16 protein-coding genes are annotated in these 16224 nt (G+C 69.2%); 13 read left to right on the forward strand and 3 right to left on the reverse strand.

Annotation, left to right across the window (positions count from 1 at the left end; all coding sequences use genetic code 11):
- Positions 1 to 85: 85 nt before the first annotated feature.
- The 3 genes from VIM26_RS11720 to VIM26_RS11730 all read right to left on the reverse strand — a co-directional run bounded on the left by VIM26_RS11720 (position 86) and on the right by VIM26_RS11730 (position 3166).
- On the reverse strand, positions 86 to 2089 hold the full coding sequence (locus VIM26_RS11720) for a hypothetical protein (RefSeq protein WP_331951337.1): 2004 nt from the start codon (positions 2087 to 2089) through the stop codon (positions 86 to 88).
- A gap of 70 nt (positions 2090 to 2159) precedes the next feature.
- A complete protein-coding gene (locus tag VIM26_RS11725; RefSeq protein ID WP_331951339.1) occupies positions 2160 to 2435 on the reverse strand; it encodes a type II toxin-antitoxin system Phd/YefM family antitoxin in 276 nt (91 codons plus the stop codon).
- 23 nt (positions 2436 to 2458) lie between these two features.
- Entirely contained in the window at positions 2459 to 3166 is a 708-nt protein-coding gene (locus VIM26_RS11730) for a hypothetical protein (RefSeq protein ID WP_331951341.1), read from the reverse strand.
- A gap of 122 nt (positions 3167 to 3288) precedes the next feature.
- Between VIM26_RS11730 and VIM26_RS11735 the strand changes: the two genes are divergently transcribed.
- From VIM26_RS11735 to VIM26_RS11795, 13 genes are all read left to right on the forward strand, one after another.
- Positions 3289 to 3534, forward strand: coding sequence for a hypothetical protein (locus VIM26_RS11735; RefSeq protein ID WP_331951343.1), 246 nt, complete (start codon positions 3289 to 3291; stop codon positions 3532 to 3534).
- 522 nt (positions 3535 to 4056) lie between these two features.
- Entirely contained in the window at positions 4057 to 4398 is a 342-nt protein-coding gene (locus VIM26_RS11740) for an S-adenosylmethionine decarboxylase (RefSeq protein WP_331951345.1), read from the forward strand.
- Entirely contained in the window at positions 4398 to 5168 is a 771-nt protein-coding gene (locus VIM26_RS11745) for a hypothetical protein (protein ID WP_331951347.1), read from the forward strand. The genes VIM26_RS11740 and VIM26_RS11745 overlap by 1 nt, the downstream gene beginning before the upstream one ends.
- An 89-nt stretch (positions 5169 to 5257) precedes the next feature.
- Positions 5258 to 5722, forward strand: a complete 465-nt coding sequence (locus tag VIM26_RS11750) for a hypothetical protein (RefSeq protein ID WP_331951349.1) — start codon at positions 5258 to 5260, stop codon at positions 5720 to 5722.
- 3 nt (positions 5723 to 5725) lie between these two features.
- Positions 5726 to 7513, forward strand: coding sequence for a DUF5671 domain-containing protein (locus VIM26_RS11755; RefSeq protein WP_331951351.1), 1788 nt, complete (start codon positions 5726 to 5728; stop codon positions 7511 to 7513).
- Between the two features lie 91 nt (positions 7514 to 7604).
- On the forward strand, positions 7605 to 8954 hold the full coding sequence (locus VIM26_RS11760; protein ID WP_331951353.1) for a hypothetical protein: 1350 nt from the start codon (positions 7605 to 7607) through the stop codon (positions 8952 to 8954).
- Positions 8955 to 9153: 199 nt separating this feature from the next.
- Positions 9154 to 9981 carry a DeoR/GlpR family DNA-binding transcription regulator gene (locus VIM26_RS11765; RefSeq protein ID WP_331951355.1) on the forward strand — a complete coding sequence of 276 codons (828 nt, stop codon included), beginning with the start codon at positions 9154 to 9156 and terminating at the stop codon, positions 9979 to 9981.
- Between the two features lie 405 nt (positions 9982 to 10386).
- Positions 10387 to 11682 carry a sugar ABC transporter substrate-binding protein gene (locus VIM26_RS11770; protein ID WP_331951357.1) on the forward strand — a complete coding sequence of 432 codons (1296 nt, stop codon included), beginning with the start codon at positions 10387 to 10389 and terminating at the stop codon, positions 11680 to 11682.
- Positions 11683 to 11770: 88 nt separating this feature from the next.
- A complete protein-coding gene (locus VIM26_RS11775; protein WP_331951359.1) occupies positions 11771 to 12724 on the forward strand; it encodes a sugar ABC transporter permease in 954 nt (317 codons plus the stop codon).
- Between the two features lie 3 nt (positions 12725 to 12727).
- Positions 12728 to 13606 carry a carbohydrate ABC transporter permease gene (locus VIM26_RS11780; RefSeq protein ID WP_331951361.1) on the forward strand — a complete coding sequence of 293 codons (879 nt, stop codon included), beginning with the start codon at positions 12728 to 12730 and terminating at the stop codon, positions 13604 to 13606.
- Between the two features lie 63 nt (positions 13607 to 13669).
- Complete coding sequence (locus VIM26_RS11785; protein WP_331951367.1) at positions 13670 to 14530, forward strand: ketose-bisphosphate aldolase; 861 nt, start codon at positions 13670 to 13672, stop codon at positions 14528 to 14530.
- Positions 14531 to 14562: 32 nt separating this feature from the next.
- Positions 14563 to 15765 carry an ADP-dependent glucokinase/phosphofructokinase gene (locus tag VIM26_RS11790; protein ID WP_331951363.1) on the forward strand — a complete coding sequence of 401 codons (1203 nt, stop codon included), beginning with the start codon at positions 14563 to 14565 and terminating at the stop codon, positions 15763 to 15765.
- Between the two features lie 20 nt (positions 15766 to 15785).
- Positions 15786 to 16223: a VOC family protein gene (locus VIM26_RS11795; protein ID WP_331951365.1), complete on the forward strand. Its 438-nt coding sequence runs from the start codon at positions 15786 to 15788 to the stop codon at positions 16221 to 16223.
- Position 16224 lies beyond the last annotated feature (1 nt).

The following is a 16224-nucleotide window of genomic DNA, read 5'->3' on the forward strand; positions in this document are numbered from 1 at the left end:
ACACAAAGATGTGTGCCCGCCGCAGGGAACTCTTACCCCGTAACGTCCGAGCGCTGACGTCCTATAGGACGTCAGCGCTCGGACGTTACGGGGAGTTCACGCGATTCGAGGGAGGGTTGCGGCGTCTTTTGATCAGCAGCGCGGTCCCGACGCCGAGCAGGACGAGGACGGTGCCGGCGCCGGCCAGCTTCGCAGCGGCCGAAGAGGCGTCCCCCGACCGGTCCGGGAACGGGCTGAGGCCGGCACTGGTACGGGCGCTGACGTTGGTGGTCGTTGGATTCAACCGCTCCGGGACGATCGACTCCCCGCCTGAGCTCGTCATCGCCGCCCCGAAGGACTCCGTACCCAAGGCCAGCGTCATCTCCTCGCCGGCCTGGCCCGCGGTTGCCCGGTAGAGCACGGCTTCGCGGGGATTCACCCGCAAGAAGTGCAGCTCAGCCCCCGCCTTGGTAGCCACGAACGTGACCGTCCCACTCGAGTCCGCCGGCGGCACGAACACCCCGCCCCAGCTGCCACCCTCGGCGAGCGGATAGACGAGCAGCGCGTTGCCGAACGTCACCGTGCCCGACGTCTGGTCGAGCGTCGTCGTCCCCGCCGGCGTCGTCCAGCGCACCGAGAACGGGGACTGCAGCACGTCCACCTCCGACCCGCCCGCGTTCGCGTCGAACTCGAACGAGCTGCTCGCATAGCTCGCCGTTCCGCCCATCGCCTGTGCCAGCACGGCGCCGAGCTGTGCGCCCCACACATTCAGGCAGTACTTCTCCGGGTCGGGCTTCGACCCGTTCCGGGCGCGGATCCGCTGCTCGGCCCAGTTCGCCCAGCCCGACAGGGCGGACGCCGTCGGCAGCTGCCCGCCGAAGTGGTCGGTCGCGGCGGCGACCGCCGTGGCCCCCGCTGGCGCGTCGTCGGACGCGAAGGCGGCGGCCTGCGCGAGCTCCGCGCCCTTGCCCGTCAACGACGACACGAGCTCGAAGTACGCGGTGCCGAACAGGTGGTACCACGGGCCGGAGTTCTCCGCGCCGCTGCGCAGGTCCGCCAGATGCGTCCCGTACAGCGAGCCGTCCGCCTTCGAGACACCGGTGAGCTCCTGGTCGACCAGGTCGCCGCGGCCCAGCGCCCGCAACGTGTTGTGCGCCGCGAGCAACGCGTTGCCGACGTCGCCCTTGTTGAGCTCGAGGGCGATCGCGAACACCTCCGCGGGCGAGAGCGGATGGCTCGAGGCCGCGATCTTCTGCGCGAGCCGCGGCTCGGTGTGCGTCACGAAGGCGTCGGTCGGCGCATTGCCGTACAGCTTGCTGATGCCGGGAATCTTGCTGCTCAGACCGCCGACCTCCCACAGCCAGTTGATGGCCCCCAGCGTGACGCCCGTCGACCCGACCGCGCTGTGCGCGGGCGCGCCGGCGTGCGCGGCGTCGTAGTCGGTGATCACGGCGGCGAATCCCGTGAGGATCTCCGCGAGGCCGGTGCGCAGCCGCGTGGCCTTCGGGTCGGTCACCCCCGCCTGGGCCAGCGTGTCCCCGTAGTACCGGACCGCCTCGTCGCACAGCGGCCGGCCCGGCAGGGGAGTGCTCGCCGCGGGCGGCGTCCCGGCCGACGTCGGCTCGCCCGTGGCGGGTACGCAGGGCGACGCCAGCTTCTCGACGTCGGTCAGCGCCTTCCGGGCGGCCGCCGCGAGCACTGCGGGCGGTTCGTCGAGGTTGGTGCCCGCGTACGCCCAGCGGTCCGCGCTGACGAAGGTCGCGAGCGGGCGGCCCGGGACGCTGCCGCACCCCTCGAACGTGCGGCTGCTGCTTCCCGGCGGGGTCCACGCGACCTCGATCGCCCACCATGACGACGGTCCGGCGTACGAGCAGGTGACCAGGAAGTCGTTGGACGCGTCGCCCTGCACCTCGACGCCGGGGATGGCGACGTTGGTCGGACCCTCGAGGCTGCGGCCCCCGACCGACCCCGGGCAGCTGTACCCGCCCGTGCCCGACGGCGCGTCGGCCCGCGCGGCCCCGGCCCCCTGCGCGGAGGAGGCGCCGACGAGCAGCGCCGCGACAGCGAGCGGGACGCCGAGCCGCCACCAGCGGCGGTACGCGAGTTTCATACCGCCCTCATCGGACGAGCGCCACCGGGGCTGAGTGTTTTGCGCTATCCGGGGTTCTGGTTTCGGAGGGTCAGCGGCCGGAACGCCTCTGGAAGTCGCGCAGCCCCGTTTCGTCGACGACGTCCCCTGCGTCGATGGCGTCCTTCGCCTCGGCGAGCTGCCGCATCAGTCCGCTGTCAGAGAGCACGGCAAGAGTTTCTTCCAGGGCTTCGAGGTCCGCGGCGCTGACGAGAACCGCCGCGGGGCGTCCGTCGAGTGTGAGCGTGACCCGTTCATGGGTCTGTTCGACCCGCTCGACCAACGCTCGAAGCGTGCGGCGCGCTTCGCTCAACGGCACCGTTCCCATGCCCGCCAGCGTAGGGAGAAGTCTCACAGAATGCTGCGTCGCGGACGGCTTCCAGGCTGATCCTCGTCGCGGATCCGCGGCACCCGGCCCAGGATGATCACGTCCGGCACCCCGTGCGCGGCGGGGACCTCGAGGACCTCGACGTCAGCGAAGTGCTCCGTCATCCGTGCGACGAACGCCGGCGCCTGCGCGGCGCTCCAGATCGTCAGCACGCCGCCGGGCGACAGCGCACGCGCGGCCGCGCCCAGCCCGTCCGCCCCGTACAGCCACGCGTTGTCGGGCGACACGAGCCACTCCGGTCCGTTGTCCACGTCGAGGCAGATCGCGTCGAGCGAGCCCCCGGGCGCGCCCGCGAGCCAGCCCGCGACGTCGTCCTCGTAGCTGTGCACCCGCGGATCGAGCAGCCCGCCGCCGTTCGACCCCGCCAGCACGCCGCGGTTCCACCGCAGCACCGCCGGTTCCCGCTCGACGACGTGCACCTGCCCGACGTCGGGCCGATCGAGGGCGGCAGCCAGCGCGAACCCCACGCCGAGCCCGCCGATCAGCATCCGCCCCGGCGGCGGCATGCGATCGGCGGTGACGCTCACCTGTAGCCGTTCCGAGGCACCGCCGCGGGTGTCCATCAGGAAGACGCCGTTCGCGACGATCTCGAACTGCCCGTCCCGCCGCAGCAGGACCAGTTCCCCGCAGCGGCCGGCGACCCGCTCGACGACGGTCAGGTCTTGCGTCATCTCAGCAGGTTAGGACGGCGGGGGACCCGCGGTACGACGTCGGCGGGTGGAGTTGTCGAGCCTCGGAAAGGCGGGTGCCGCGGCCCTTCAAACAGGCGCGCGGGCTGGCTAGCCTTTTGTCTATGACAACGACCAAGATCACCATGCATCCGGGCGCCGAGCGAGACGTTGCGGCCATCGTTCTGGAGAAGGCGAACGAGGCGGCGGCCGCCGTCGGGGTTGCCGGTGGACGCTCCGCGGAAGAGATCGCGGAGCAGCTGAACGAGGAGCTCATCAAGCGCGGGATGAATCTGACGGGTGACGTCCTGCGGAAAGCCGCCGCCGAGATCGTCGCGGGGCACCCGATCGAATTCAGCGGCGGGCTCTGACTCGAGACGGGCCGGTCACGGCGAGGGTCATCGCGCCTGTGATCTCCCATGCCCAGAGCGTCGATCGCGCTCGCCCGCCGGGCCGTCCATCGCGCTCGCCCGCCCGGGTTCGTGCCGTGATGCCCCGGATCCCCTCCGCCGGCCACCCGGCGCTGGGAGCACGACGTTTCGCCCGATCGGCCTAACGGACCGGGCGGGCCGGCGACCCCGGACAGGGTGAGGTTCGCCATGGTCGCCATGCGCGGACGCAGTGCCGCACCACCCTTGAAGTGCCCCGAATTGTCGGGATTGTGGTGTTAAGCGGCGTCGACTCATTCGCGTTTTCGAAATAACCGAGGCATCCGACCCTCGACCGGGGAACTTTTGGTGACCTGGGTGAATTGTCCGACCCCTATGATGATGCGGCGGACGAGTATGCTATTCCTCAGTTACTTTCGGCCGCGCGCCACCGTCCGCGAAAAGATATTCGTGCTGCCGGTGGCGATCGGGTGCCCGTCCGGGGCTTAAGTGACTGGAGATGCTGTGCGAGACCTAGCTCCCGAAATCCACCGGCAACGACTGGTGGTCGAGGGTCTGTGCCGCGAGCCGATCGACGCGGCTGCGATCAGGGAGTATCTGTCCGCGCTGTCCAAGACGATCGACATGCTCGAGCTGCTGGAGCCGGTCACCCACCAGTCGCCGGAATTCGGCTGGGCGGGCTGGATCCACTGGGAGACCTCCGGGGCCCACTTTTACGCCTGGGACGTTCCCCGGCTGTTCTTCAGCGTCGACGTGTATGCGTGCAAGGCCTTTTCCGCGGCGGCCGTGGTCGAATTCACGAGGGAGTGGTTCGACGCCACCGACGTCGCGTTCAAGGAGTTCTGATGCCCTCCGAGCTCTCGATGCACTTCGACGTTCACGGTGCGTTGTTGGCGGGGGCCCGGGACTGCGAGGCCGAGGTATTCCTGAAATGGTTCGGCAACACCCGTGAGCAGCTCGCCGAGGAGTACGGGGCCTACGAGGACAGCTCGATGTTCCTCGTGCTGGCGAACCAGGCCGGCGAGGTCCTCGGGGCGGCCCGGATGCTCCAGCCCGGGGGACACGCCGGACTGAAGATGCTGGTCGACGTCGGGCGTGAGCCGTGGGACGTCGACGGCGGGCGCGCCGCGGCGGCGGTCGGCATCGATCTCGGGTCCACCTGGGAGGTGGCGACCCTCGGGGTGCGGTCCGGTTCGACGGGCGGGGGGACGCAGCTGTCCCTCGCGCTCTACCACGGCGTCGTCGCCGTCACGCGGGCGAACCGGATGAGCTCGTTCGTCGCGATCCTGGACGAGCGCGTGCGCCGCCTGCTGGGTTCGGTGGGCATCCTCACCCGACCCTTGCCGGGGACGAACACGGCCTCCTACCTCGGGTCCGCGAAGAGCACGCCGGTCTACGCCCACTGCGCGCCGATGTTCGAGCGCCAGCGCACGCAGTTCCCCGATGCGTACCGCCTCGTCACGCTCGGCATCGGGCTCGACGGCGTGGCGATACCGACGCTCGACGCGTTCCGCCCGAGGCTCCGCAAGCCGGTGCTCGCCGCGCCGGCGCCGGCGCCGGCCCACCTGCCCGGAGCCGTCCCGCTGATCATGCCGGCGCGGGCGGCGCAGCTATAGGTGGCTCGCCGTCGTCGGGTTCGTCCCATGACGCGTCGCGTACCGCATCATGGGACGAACCTCGGCGGTGCCGCCGAAACCTCACGACCGTGGAGACCCACCCAGTGCCCATCGGACCGAACCGTGTCCTTGCCGCCCTCGTCGGCGCCGTGGTGCTCGTCGCCGTCGTTGCCGGGGTGGTGGTGGCCAACCGCACCCCGCCCCAGTTCGACCCGCACACCCCGCAAGGAGTCGTCCAGGCGTACCTGAAGGCCGTGCTCGACGGCGACCACTCGCGCGCCGCGGACCTGCTCTCGCCGTCCTCCGGGTGCGGGGAGTCGGACCTGGCGCTCGCCGCCGTGCCCGAGTCCGCCCGGATCGTGCTCGACGACGCCGTCGTCGACGGTGACCGCGCGGTCGTCACGGTCAAGGTGACCGAGGGCTCCGGCGACGAGCTCTTCGGGTCCTCGGCGTACACGCACAGCGAGCGGATCACCCTGCAGCGGGACGCAGGGGTCTGGCAGATCGCCGAGTCGCCGTGGCTGCTGTCCGGCTGCACGGCAGGGAAGGGCTGAGGCATGTTCCTCGGGCTGGTCTCCTCGCTGCTGTTCCTCGTGGTCCCGATCGTGCTGGTCGTGTGGGCGGTGCGGCACTTCGGCAACCGCTCCACCGGTGGCGGCGGCGGGATCGACGCGCGCAGCGTCCGGCGCTTCTTCCAGTACCTGCTGCTCTACGGGCTGATGATCGTGGCCGCCGTCGGCCTGTCGGAGCTGCTCGGCCTGCTCGTCGAGAAGCCCGCGCTCGCGGGCGGCGACCGCTCCGGACTGGCCCGAGCCCTGACCTTCTCCGTGTTCGGCCTGCCGATGTTCGCCCTGATGGTGGCGTGGTCGCGCCGCCGCCTGCGCGCGGACCGCGACGAGGCGCGCTCGCTCGGCTGGGCGTTCTACGCCACGCTCGCCCCGCTGACCGCCCTGGTCTCCTCGATGTTCGCCCTGCACGACGTCGCGTCGGCCGCCCTCGTCGACCCGCGTCTCGACGGGGCCGCGCTGACCCGGACCGTCGTGTGGGCGGCCGCCTGGTTCGGGAACTGGACCGTGGCGAAGCGCCTGCTCGACGCCGACCGCCGGCGCGTCCAGCTCGCGATCGGCTCGCTCATCGGCCTGGCCACCACGGTCGCCGGGCTCGCCTGGCTGCTCGGGGCGAGCCTCGACGCGCTGCTGGTGGACCCCGCGAAGACCCTCGTCGGCGGCCAGTCGAACGAGCTCGGGCAGGCCGCGGCCACGGTGGTCGTGGGCGTGCCGGTCTGGGTCGTCTACTGGCTGCGGGGCCTGGCCACGGACCGCCGGTCACCGCTGTGGTTCGGCTACGTGCTCCCGATCGGCGTCGGGGGTTCGCTCGTGCTGGCGGTCGTCGGGGCCAGCATCGCGCTGAACAAGGTCCTCGTCTGGTTCCTCGGCGAGCCCGCCTCGACCCAGGCCGCCACCCACTTCGACGGCACGGCGGTCGCCGGGGCCTGCGTCGTGGTCGGCGCCGCGAGCTGGTGGTACCACCGGCAGGTGCTCGCCGGCGCGACGCCCGAACGCACCGAGGTCACCCGGGTCTACGAGTACCTGATGTCCGGCATCGCGTTGCTGGCCGCGGCGGTCGGCGTGACGATGGTGATCGTCGCGCTCGTCGAGTCCCTGCTGCCCGCCCCCGCGGTCGAGGTCGGCACCGCGGTGGTCAACTCGCTGCTGGCCGGGGTGACCCTGCTGCTCGTCGGCGGCCCGCTGTGGTGGGTGTTCTGGTCGCGCATCGGACGCGCGACCCGGTCCGACCACTCCGCCCCCCACGCCGCCGACGCCGATGCCGTCCCCAGCGTCGCCGCCGCTGCCACGTATGCCGACGAGCTCGCCTCACCCACCCGGCGGCTCTACCTGTTCGTGCTGTTCGGCCTCGGCGGGGTCGCTGCGGTCATCGCGGTCCTGGTCGCGGCGTTCTTCGGGTTCCAGGGCGCGCTCAAGGGTGGCTTCGACGCCCAGGTGGTGCGCGACATGCGCATCCCGGTCGCGATCCTGCTGGCGACCGGTGCCATCTCCGGCTACCACTGGGCCGTCTACCGCGACGACCGCTCGCGCCTGCCGGCCGCGTCGGCGGGCGGCGGTCCCCGGTACGTCCTGCTGGTCGGGGCGCCGGACGCCGCCGTCGGGCGCGCGGTCGAGCACCGCACCGGAGCCCGGGTCGAGGTGTGGGTGCGAACCGACGGGCTCGCCGCTCCCTGGGTGCTCGACGACGTCGTGGCTGCGGTGCGCGGCTCCGAGGCGGACGCCGTCACCGTCGTGGCGGGTCCGGCAGGCCTCGAGGCGATCGGGATGCAGCGTCCGTAGGCGGTTCACCGCGCGCGGGTCCTCCCCGCGGCTCCCGGTGGGGTTGCTCCGGCTTGTCCCGGCGGACGACGGCAGTGCAGACTCGGCGACCATGAGCCCCGTCAGCCGCAAGCGAACGAAGAAGGCCGGATCCGCCAAGAGGCCCCCGGGCGGTCCCCAGCGGGCGCGGTTCGATCCGCTCTACGGCCTGCTGGCGGAGGCCCTGCGGCCGACCTTGAGCAAGGTGGACCCGCTCGAGGCGGAGCTCGTCGTCTCGGAGTTCCTCGGGTCGATGCGGGGAGCCGACCCGGCACGCCCCGCGGTCGCCACCGACAATCTCGATGGGCTCATCAAGGACCTCACCTCGCGCACGACCCGCGAGGCGACCGCGGCGCTCGTCGCCCTCGCTCAGCTGGCACCCGCGGAACCCTCCCGCGCCCTCGCCCGGAAGGGGCTGCGCGCGGGGTCGCGCGTCCTGCCGGCCTGGGCGGAGGCGATCGGCGCCTGGCGGCTGGCGCGCGTCATGGTGCTCACCGACGCGTTCGGCGATCAGGCCCACGTCCTGCTGGAGTTCGACGGCGCGGGCGCCAGGCACACCCTCGGGGCGCTCGTCGACTTCTCCCACCTCGGTGGCTGGTGCCCGGACCTCCTGGTCACGCCGGACCCCGACGCGCTGCACGGAGCCATGGCTCAGGACGCCGCCGCGAGCGAGGGCCTGGCGCGGTTCGCCCCGCTCGATCCCGCTGCGGCCTGCTTCCTGCTCGTGCGTGCCCTGGCAGCGACCGACATGACGCACCAGCCCGACGTCGCGGCGTCGTTCGGCGACACGATCGCCCTCGCGCTCGCCCGGCTCCGGCTCGTGAGCGCGGGCGTGGGCTCCCGGGCGGACGACGCCGCCGCCGTCCGCGAGGCGCTCGGCTCGGCGGGGGTCGCCGTGCCGTTCGACCTCGATCACCCGCCGGCGGTGGACCCGGCGGAGCGCGGCCGGATCGTCGAGCGGTTCGGAGCCTCGGCGCCCGTGGCGGCGCACGTCGGCGTGCCGGGGACTGAAGTGGAGTACCTGGCGCGGTTGCTCGTCGACTACGGCTTCGACTACGACAACGGCCGCCCGTTGCGGGTCAGCCCGACCAAGCTGGGGAACTTCCTCCTGCGCTGGCTGCCCCGCAAGGCGACGCTGGACGCGGACGACCGGGCCGCGGTCCCGGCGGTGATCGCGGCGTGGGTCGAGTTCGCGGTCGGGCTCTCCCTGCTCCCGCCGGCCGCCGTCGAGAAGTTGCACGCGGAACTTGCCGGCCTCCTGACGGACTTCGCGACCGAGTACGACAACCCGGCGAACTTCGGACCGGCCCGGGCCCTGCTCGAGGGGGTCGGCGAGGTCTCGAGTCTCGAGGAGCTCAAGGGCATCGTCGCGGGGCGGGTCGCGGAGCACAACGCCGGGATCGCGGCCGAGAGCCGAGACTGAGCCGCGCTTCGGCTCGCGCTGTTGACGCTCCCTCCACGACGCGCTGAACGTCACGTGGCTCACCCTGGGTTGAGACTCCTACGCACCCTGCCAGCACAGAGCCGCAGATGAGGACTGCACAAAACCGCAAGAAGAGGCTTATAGTCGCATGAGCAGCGCCAGTACGGACGCAGCAGGCACAAGCCAGGGGAGATCGGCGATGGTAGTGAACCAGCGGGCGCCGCGGTTGCCTGCCCGCCGCAAGAACGAGCTGGCCGCCTCGGTGATCAAGGCCGGCGAGCTCACCGTGAGCGAGCTCGCCGAACAGTTCGGGGTCTCGGTGGACACCGTGCGCCGCGACCTCGACGAGCTCGCGGCCGACGGCGTCCTCAAGCGCACCCATGGGGGAGCGGTGCGCAACGGCACCCTTTCCCAGGCGGAGACACCCTTCCCGGAACGGATCCACGTCCAGGGCGAGGCCAAGCGCCGGATCGGTGAGCTCGCGGCGTCGCTCATCGAGGACGGCCAGACCATCCTGCTCAACGGGGGCACCACGACCCTGGCAGTCCTGCCGCACCTCGCCGGGCGCCGGAATCTCACCGTGGTGACGAACAACCTGCTCGCGCCCGTCGAGATTCCGTCGCAGTGCGCCCGTGACGTGTACCTTCTTGGCGGGAACGTCCGGGTCGGCTCGCTGGTCACGGTGGGGCCGGTCGAGTTCCCGGGGACCGATGGCGGCCACTCGCACCGGATCCAGGCCGACATCGCGCTGATCAGCGTGGGTGGGGTCGGCGCGGAGATGGGCTACTCGACGTCAAACCTGCACGAGGCCCGGATGATGCTCGAGATGATGAAGTCCTCGCGGCTCGTCGTCGTCCTCGCGGACAGCTCGAAGTTCGGCCGGAGCATCTTCGCCCAGGTGGCGGAGCTGTCGGCCGCCGACATGCTCATCACCGACCAGCCCGTGCCGGCCCGCCTCGCCGAGCTGCTCGCGACGGCGCAGGTCAAGGTCAAGGTTGCGGCGATGGGGCCGCGCGACGGATCCTGACCTGGTCGGCGCCCGCCGACCGTTCCTGACCGGCTCGGCGCTCGGCACCCCTCGGATGCTGTTCGGTTGGATGCGGTTCATTGCGCGTGTGCGGCACTGCCCGCCGCGTTGAGGCCGTACGGCTCGCACGTCCCGTCCTGAGTCTCTATGGGGCCCGCGCGAGAGCTTCTCGATCGCGCCAGATCACGCCTCCCACCTGCGACGACGCGTTGTCTTCCGCTCGCCTGGGTAACCCCCGGGCGCCCGGTCAGGCGGTGACGCTCCAGGTGCCGGCCGGGTCGTCCACCGGTAGGTATCGAGTTGGTCTCGGCTATTGACGTCGGTCCGTTTGCTGGATTACTCTGCGGGAACGTGCATGAAACCGCACACAGCCGCACACTACGGCACGTCGAAGATTGGATGATCATGGGCAACGACGCTCACGCACGACGGCGAGTCCTCGCACTTCTCGGCGCAGGCACGGCCGTGATGCTGGCCGCTGGATGTTCCGGCGGTAGCCCGAGCAGCACGTCAGACGCATCCTCGGGCGGAAAGGTCACCCTCGAGTTTGCCCAGTGGTGGGAGCCGGAGCTGCCCAAGGGTTCGCTCCGCGGACTGATGGACCAGTTCGAGAAGGAGAATCCCAACATCAAGGTGAAACTCCTCAGCGGACCGTACGACTCGACCAAGGAGCAGGTGGTGGCCGGTGCCGCCGCAGGCACCATGTCCGACGTCGTCGGGCTGGACGGCGCGTGGGTCAGCGACTTCGCCAAGCAAGGCGCCATCGCGGACCTGTCGAAGCTCATGAAGGACTCGAACTACGACGAGAGCCAGCTCGCCAGCCAGATCAAGATCAAGGGCAAGACGAACATGATCCCGGTGGTCAACTTCGTCTACCCGCTGTTCTCCAACGACGCCCTGCTGACGAAGGCCGGCGTCACCAAGCCGCCGTCGGACCGCACGGAGTTCGCCGCTGATGCGAAGGCCGTTAGTGCCCTGGGTGCGAACACCAAGGGCTGGGTCCTGCCGCTGTCGCTCGAGGCGCCGAACGGGATCCAGAACGACGTCATGTCGTGGGTCTGGTCGTCCGGCGGGAGCATGCTCAAGGACGGCAAGCCCGACGTCAACAATGCCGACGTGAAGAGCGCGGTCGAGTACATCAAGGGCCTCTACGACGACAAGGTGATCGCTCCCGGAGCCCTGACCATGAAGGAGCAGGACAAGGTCGAGGAGTTCACGAACGGCCGGGTCGGCATGATGATCGACTCGCTCGCGCACATCAACCTCATCCGCGAGAACAACAAGAACCTCAAGTTCTCCATCTCGGCGATCCCGGCCAAGGACGGCTACACCGGTGAACGTGGGATCCCGTACGCATCCTGGGGCGTCGGCATCGCCAACAACTCCAAGCACAAGGCCGAGGCGTTCAAGCTGGTCTCGTTCCTGATGAGCGAGAAGACCAACTCCGAGCTCTCCTCCGCGGCCTTCGCGTTCCCCGGGAACACCAAGTCCGTGCCCGACTTCGTCAAGACCGATGCGCTCTTCAAGACCGCCTTCGACATCTACAAGAGCGGCCACCCGGCCAACGAGTTCACCGGCCTTCCGGTGGCGGAGCAGCTCATGCGCGACTTCGACGAGCAGTTCCAGCAGACGCTCACGAGCGACCAGTCGGTCGACACGATGCTGAAGAACGTCCAGGACAAGTGGACGAGCGAGTTCTAGGTCCAGCTCAAGGATCGTGAGCGAATTCGTGAAAGGCCGCGCCATGGCTGGTGCCATGGCGCGGCCGATCCCCAAGGAGGCTTTTTCCGTGACATCTGTAATCGCCGATCCGGACGCGCGGCGCCGGACCGCCCCGCCGCCGGCGAGGCAGCGCGGCACCGCGTGGACCAGGTTCAAGCGGAAGCTCGCGCCGTACGGGTTCATCTCCCCGACAGCAGTGTTGATGATCGTCCTGACGCTCATCCCGATCGTCATGGTCGTCAGCTACTCGGTCATGGACAACGTGATCGTGAACCAGAACCCGGTGTTCGCGGGGTTCACCAACTATCGCGAGGTGCTCACCGACCCGGTGTTCTACACCGCGATCGGGAACACCCTGTTCTTCACGTCCTCCAGCGTGGCCGCCCACCTCGTGCTGGGTCTCGGGTTCGCGATGCTGCTGAACACGCCGCTGCTGGGCATCGTGACCAAGGCGCTGTTCCGGGTGGTGTACATCCTCCCGTGGCTGTTCACCGTGGCGATCATCGCGGTCCTGTGGCGGCTGATCCTCGCCCCGAACGGCATCGCGAACTACGCGCTGATCAGCCTGGGCTTCGTCGACACCGGCGTCGAGTGGCTGGCCTCACGCCAGACGGCGCTGTATGCGGTCACCTTCATCAACGTCTGGGCAGGCTATCCGTTCTTCATGATCAGCCTGCTGGCCGGTCTGCAGGGGATCCCACGCGACCTGTACGAGGCGGCCACGGTGGACGGGGCGAACGGACTCCAGCAGTTCCTGCACGTGACGCTCCCGCAGCTCAAGCCGATCATCATCGCGATGGCGATGCTCGACGTCATCTGGACCACCCAGCAGTTCGCCCTGATCTGGATGACCACCGGCGGTGGCCCCATCAACGTCACCGAGATGCTCAGCACGTACACCTACAAGCTGGCCTTCAGTCGCTACGAGTTCTCCGAGGCATCGGCGAGCGCGGTCATCATTCTCCTCTTCTCGATGGTGCTGTCGTTCTTCTACGTCAGGCACCAGAAAGCGCGGGACTGACCCATGAGCAGCCTTACCCTGACCAATCAGCGCAGCCGAACGCTGGCCAAGAAGCGGAGCCGATCGCTGAAGAAGATCGGCGTCATCATCCCGCTGGTCATCGGGGCCGTGTTCGCCGGCTTCCCGGTGTTCTGGATGGCGGTGAGCTCCTTCAAGGCGAACTCGGAGATCTTCGAGTACCCACCGAAGATCATCACGAAGTCGTTCTCGTTCGAGGCCTACCACACGATCCTGAGCGACCCCGTGAAGGTGCGGTTCTTCACCAACAGCTACGTGGTGTCGTTGTCGGTCACGGTGCTGACGCTCGCCGTCGCGATCATGGCCGCGTACGCGTTCAGCCGGTACGAGTTCCGCTACAAGGGCCCGCTCAACATGATCATCGTGAGCGTGCAGGCGGTGCCGCCGATCACGCTGCTCATCCCGTACTTCGGGTTGATGGTGGTGCTGCACCTGTACAACACGTACTACGCGCTGATCCTGACGTACATGGTGTTCACCCTGCCCTACGCGATCATCATGATGACCGGCTACTTCAACACCCTGCCCAAGGAGCTCGACGAGGCCGTCAAGCTCGATGGTGGAAATGCCCTGACCGCGTTGTGGCGGGTGCTGCTGCCGATCTCCATCCCGGGCATCGTCTCGGTCGGCATCTACACGTTCATGATCGCCTGGAACGAGTACCTCTTCGCCCTCACCCTGACCCGGACCGAGGACATGCGCACGGTGCCCATCGGCATTCAGCTGCTCATGGGTCAGCACTCGTACAAATGGAACGAGATGATGGCCATGAGCATTCTTGGCTGCATCCCCGTGCTGCTCCTTTTCCTGTTTTTCCAGCGGTATTTCATCGGCGGACTGTCCGGCGGCTCCGTCAAGGGCTGAGTCCCGACCCCCACATCTGTTCTACTTCAATCACACGATCCAAGGAGAAACCCCGCAATGTTGATGAATGGTATCGACCTTCTTTCAGTGGCGAACGCCAACCACTTCGCGGTGCCGGCATTCAACGTGAGCGACTACGCGATGATGAACGGCATCTTCGAGATCAGCGAGGAGAAGGAGTCCCCGGTGATCATCGCGATCCACCCGGACGAGCTGAGCCACATCGGCGTCGACATGCTGCCGGCGATCATCTCCCGGGCGCACCGCTCGTCGGTCCCGGTCACCATCCACCTGGACCACGGCGGGACGTACGAGCAGGTGCTGCTGGCGATCAAGAGCGGCTTCACGTCCGTCATGCTCGACGGCTCCATGCTCCCGTTCGACGAGAACGTCGCCATCACGAAGAAGATCGCGGACACGGCGCACGCCGTCGGCCTGTCGGTCGAGGGCGAGCTGGGCACGATCGGCAAGCTGGACGAGCAGGCGGAGGACGGCGTCGCGGCGTCGAACATCATCTATACCGATCCCGACGACGCCGTGCGGTTCGTCCGGGCCACCGGCGTGGACAGCCTCGCGATCGCCATCGGCACGTCCCACGGCATCTACCCCAAGGGCCTGAAAGCAGAGCTCAAGCTCGACCTGCTGCAGCGCATCCGCAGCAAGGTGAGCATTCCGCTGGTGCTGCACGGTGGCTCCAACAACCCCGACGCCGAGATCGGCCAGTCGGTCGTCCTCGGCATCAACAAGATCAACATCTCGAGCGACATCAAGGTCGCGTACCACAACAAGATGCGTGAGGTGATGGCCGACCTGACGCTGCGCGAGCCGAACACCATCCAGCCGCCCTGCATCGCGGCGATGAAGGAGACCGCGGCGCAGAAGATCGACCTGTTCAACGCCGCCGGCAAGGCGAAGCTCTACTGATCCGCACGGCTGGCTACGAGAACGAATAGCCCATGACAGAGAAGTCCGCTAGCGAGAAGCTGGTGCTGGGGCTGGGTGGCACCGTCGACTACGAGATCGCCTGGGACTCCCTGGTCATCGAGGAGCTCGTCGCGGGCTACGCCATCCGCAGCGCGGAGCTGACCACCTCGATCGCTGTGCGCAGCGAGCGGGACCTGGTGGTCTCGTTGCTGGCCTTCCTGAGGGACGGTGTCGGAGGAGAGCGGTTCGTCGCCTCCTCCGACATCGTGGAGCAGTTCGCCGCCCGGTTCCGCAAGCGGATCACCCTCGGTGGCACGCCGGTCCGGGCGGCGCTCGGCATGCGTGCGCTCGGCGTCACCTGCACGCTGCACCTGGTGAGCATCGACGACACCGTTCGCCGGCTGCTGCCGGCTGGCTGCGGGTACGTGTGCAGCGCCGCGCAGGACTCGACCGATCCGCACCTCATCGTCCAGTTCAGGGCGGGGACGAGCGTCCGGTCCGGCGACCTCGAGCTGGTGGCGCCGCACCCGAACCGGATCATCTACACCAACGACCCTCCCAACCGGGAGATGGTGCTCAGCGAGGAGCTCGGCTCCGCGCTGAGCAAGGCCGAGATCTTCATGATCTCGGGCTTCAACACGATGCAGGAGGAGGACCTGCTCGACGACCGTCTGCGCGGCATCCGCAAGCACCTGCAGCAGCTGCCGCCGACCGCCGTCGTCTACTACGAGGACGCCGGATTCCACGTGCCGGCCATGAGCCAGCGCGTGCGCGACGCGCTGCTGGACGTCATCGACGTCTACAGCATGAACGAGGACGAGCTGCAGGCGTACCTGGGCCGTTCCCTCGACCTGCTCGACGTGGAGGAGATGGCGCGGGCGCTCGTCGACGTGCACGCGCTGGTGCCGGCCGCGACCCTGGTCATCCACACCAAGTACTGGTCGCTCGCGCTGGGCGACCGGGCCGAGTCCTACGAGGAGGGCTTGCGCGGCGGAATCACGATGGCGAGCACCCGATACGCCCACGGGGACGACTTCGGCGAGCGCGAGTACCGAGCGGTGAGCATGCTGCCCGTGCACCCGCGCGGCGCCGATCTAGCGGCGGGCCTGCGGAGCACGATGGGCAGCGCGGTCTGCTGCGTCCCGGCGTTCGTGGTCGACGTCGAACACCCGACCACCATCGGGTTGGGCGACACGTTCGCCGGGGGGTTCATCGCCGCCCTGGCCCGGACCTGACCTGACCTGGAGGTTATCCCGTGGACTCGACGCCCAGCTACCCGCTGCTCCGGCAGGTCGTTCTTGACTGCACCGACGCTCGCCTGCTCGCGGAGTTCTACCGCGAGCTGCTCGGCTGGCGGTACCGGCCGGGGGACGAGCCGCCGCCGGCCGGAGAGCCGGATCCCCGCGGCAAGGACTGGCTGGTGCTCCGCAGCGATCTCGGTGTGCGGATCGCGTTCCAGAACGTGGCGGTGCTGCCCGAACCCACCTGGCCCGAGGGCCCGCACCCGCAGATGCTGCACCTGGACCTGGACGTGCCCACGTTGGAGGACCTCGAGGTCCAGCACGAGCGAGCCCTCGGCCTGGGCGCCCGGCTCCTCCGCGACCGCTCCGAGGACCCCGAAGAGCCCCTGCGCGTCTACGCGGACCTGGCCGGCCACCCCTTCTGCCTCTTCGTAGGCCCGCACCCCACCTGAC

This window comes from Pengzhenrongella sp., assembly GCF_036565025.1.
Lineage (GTDB): Bacteria > Actinomycetota > Actinomycetes > Actinomycetales > Cellulomonadaceae > Pengzhenrongella.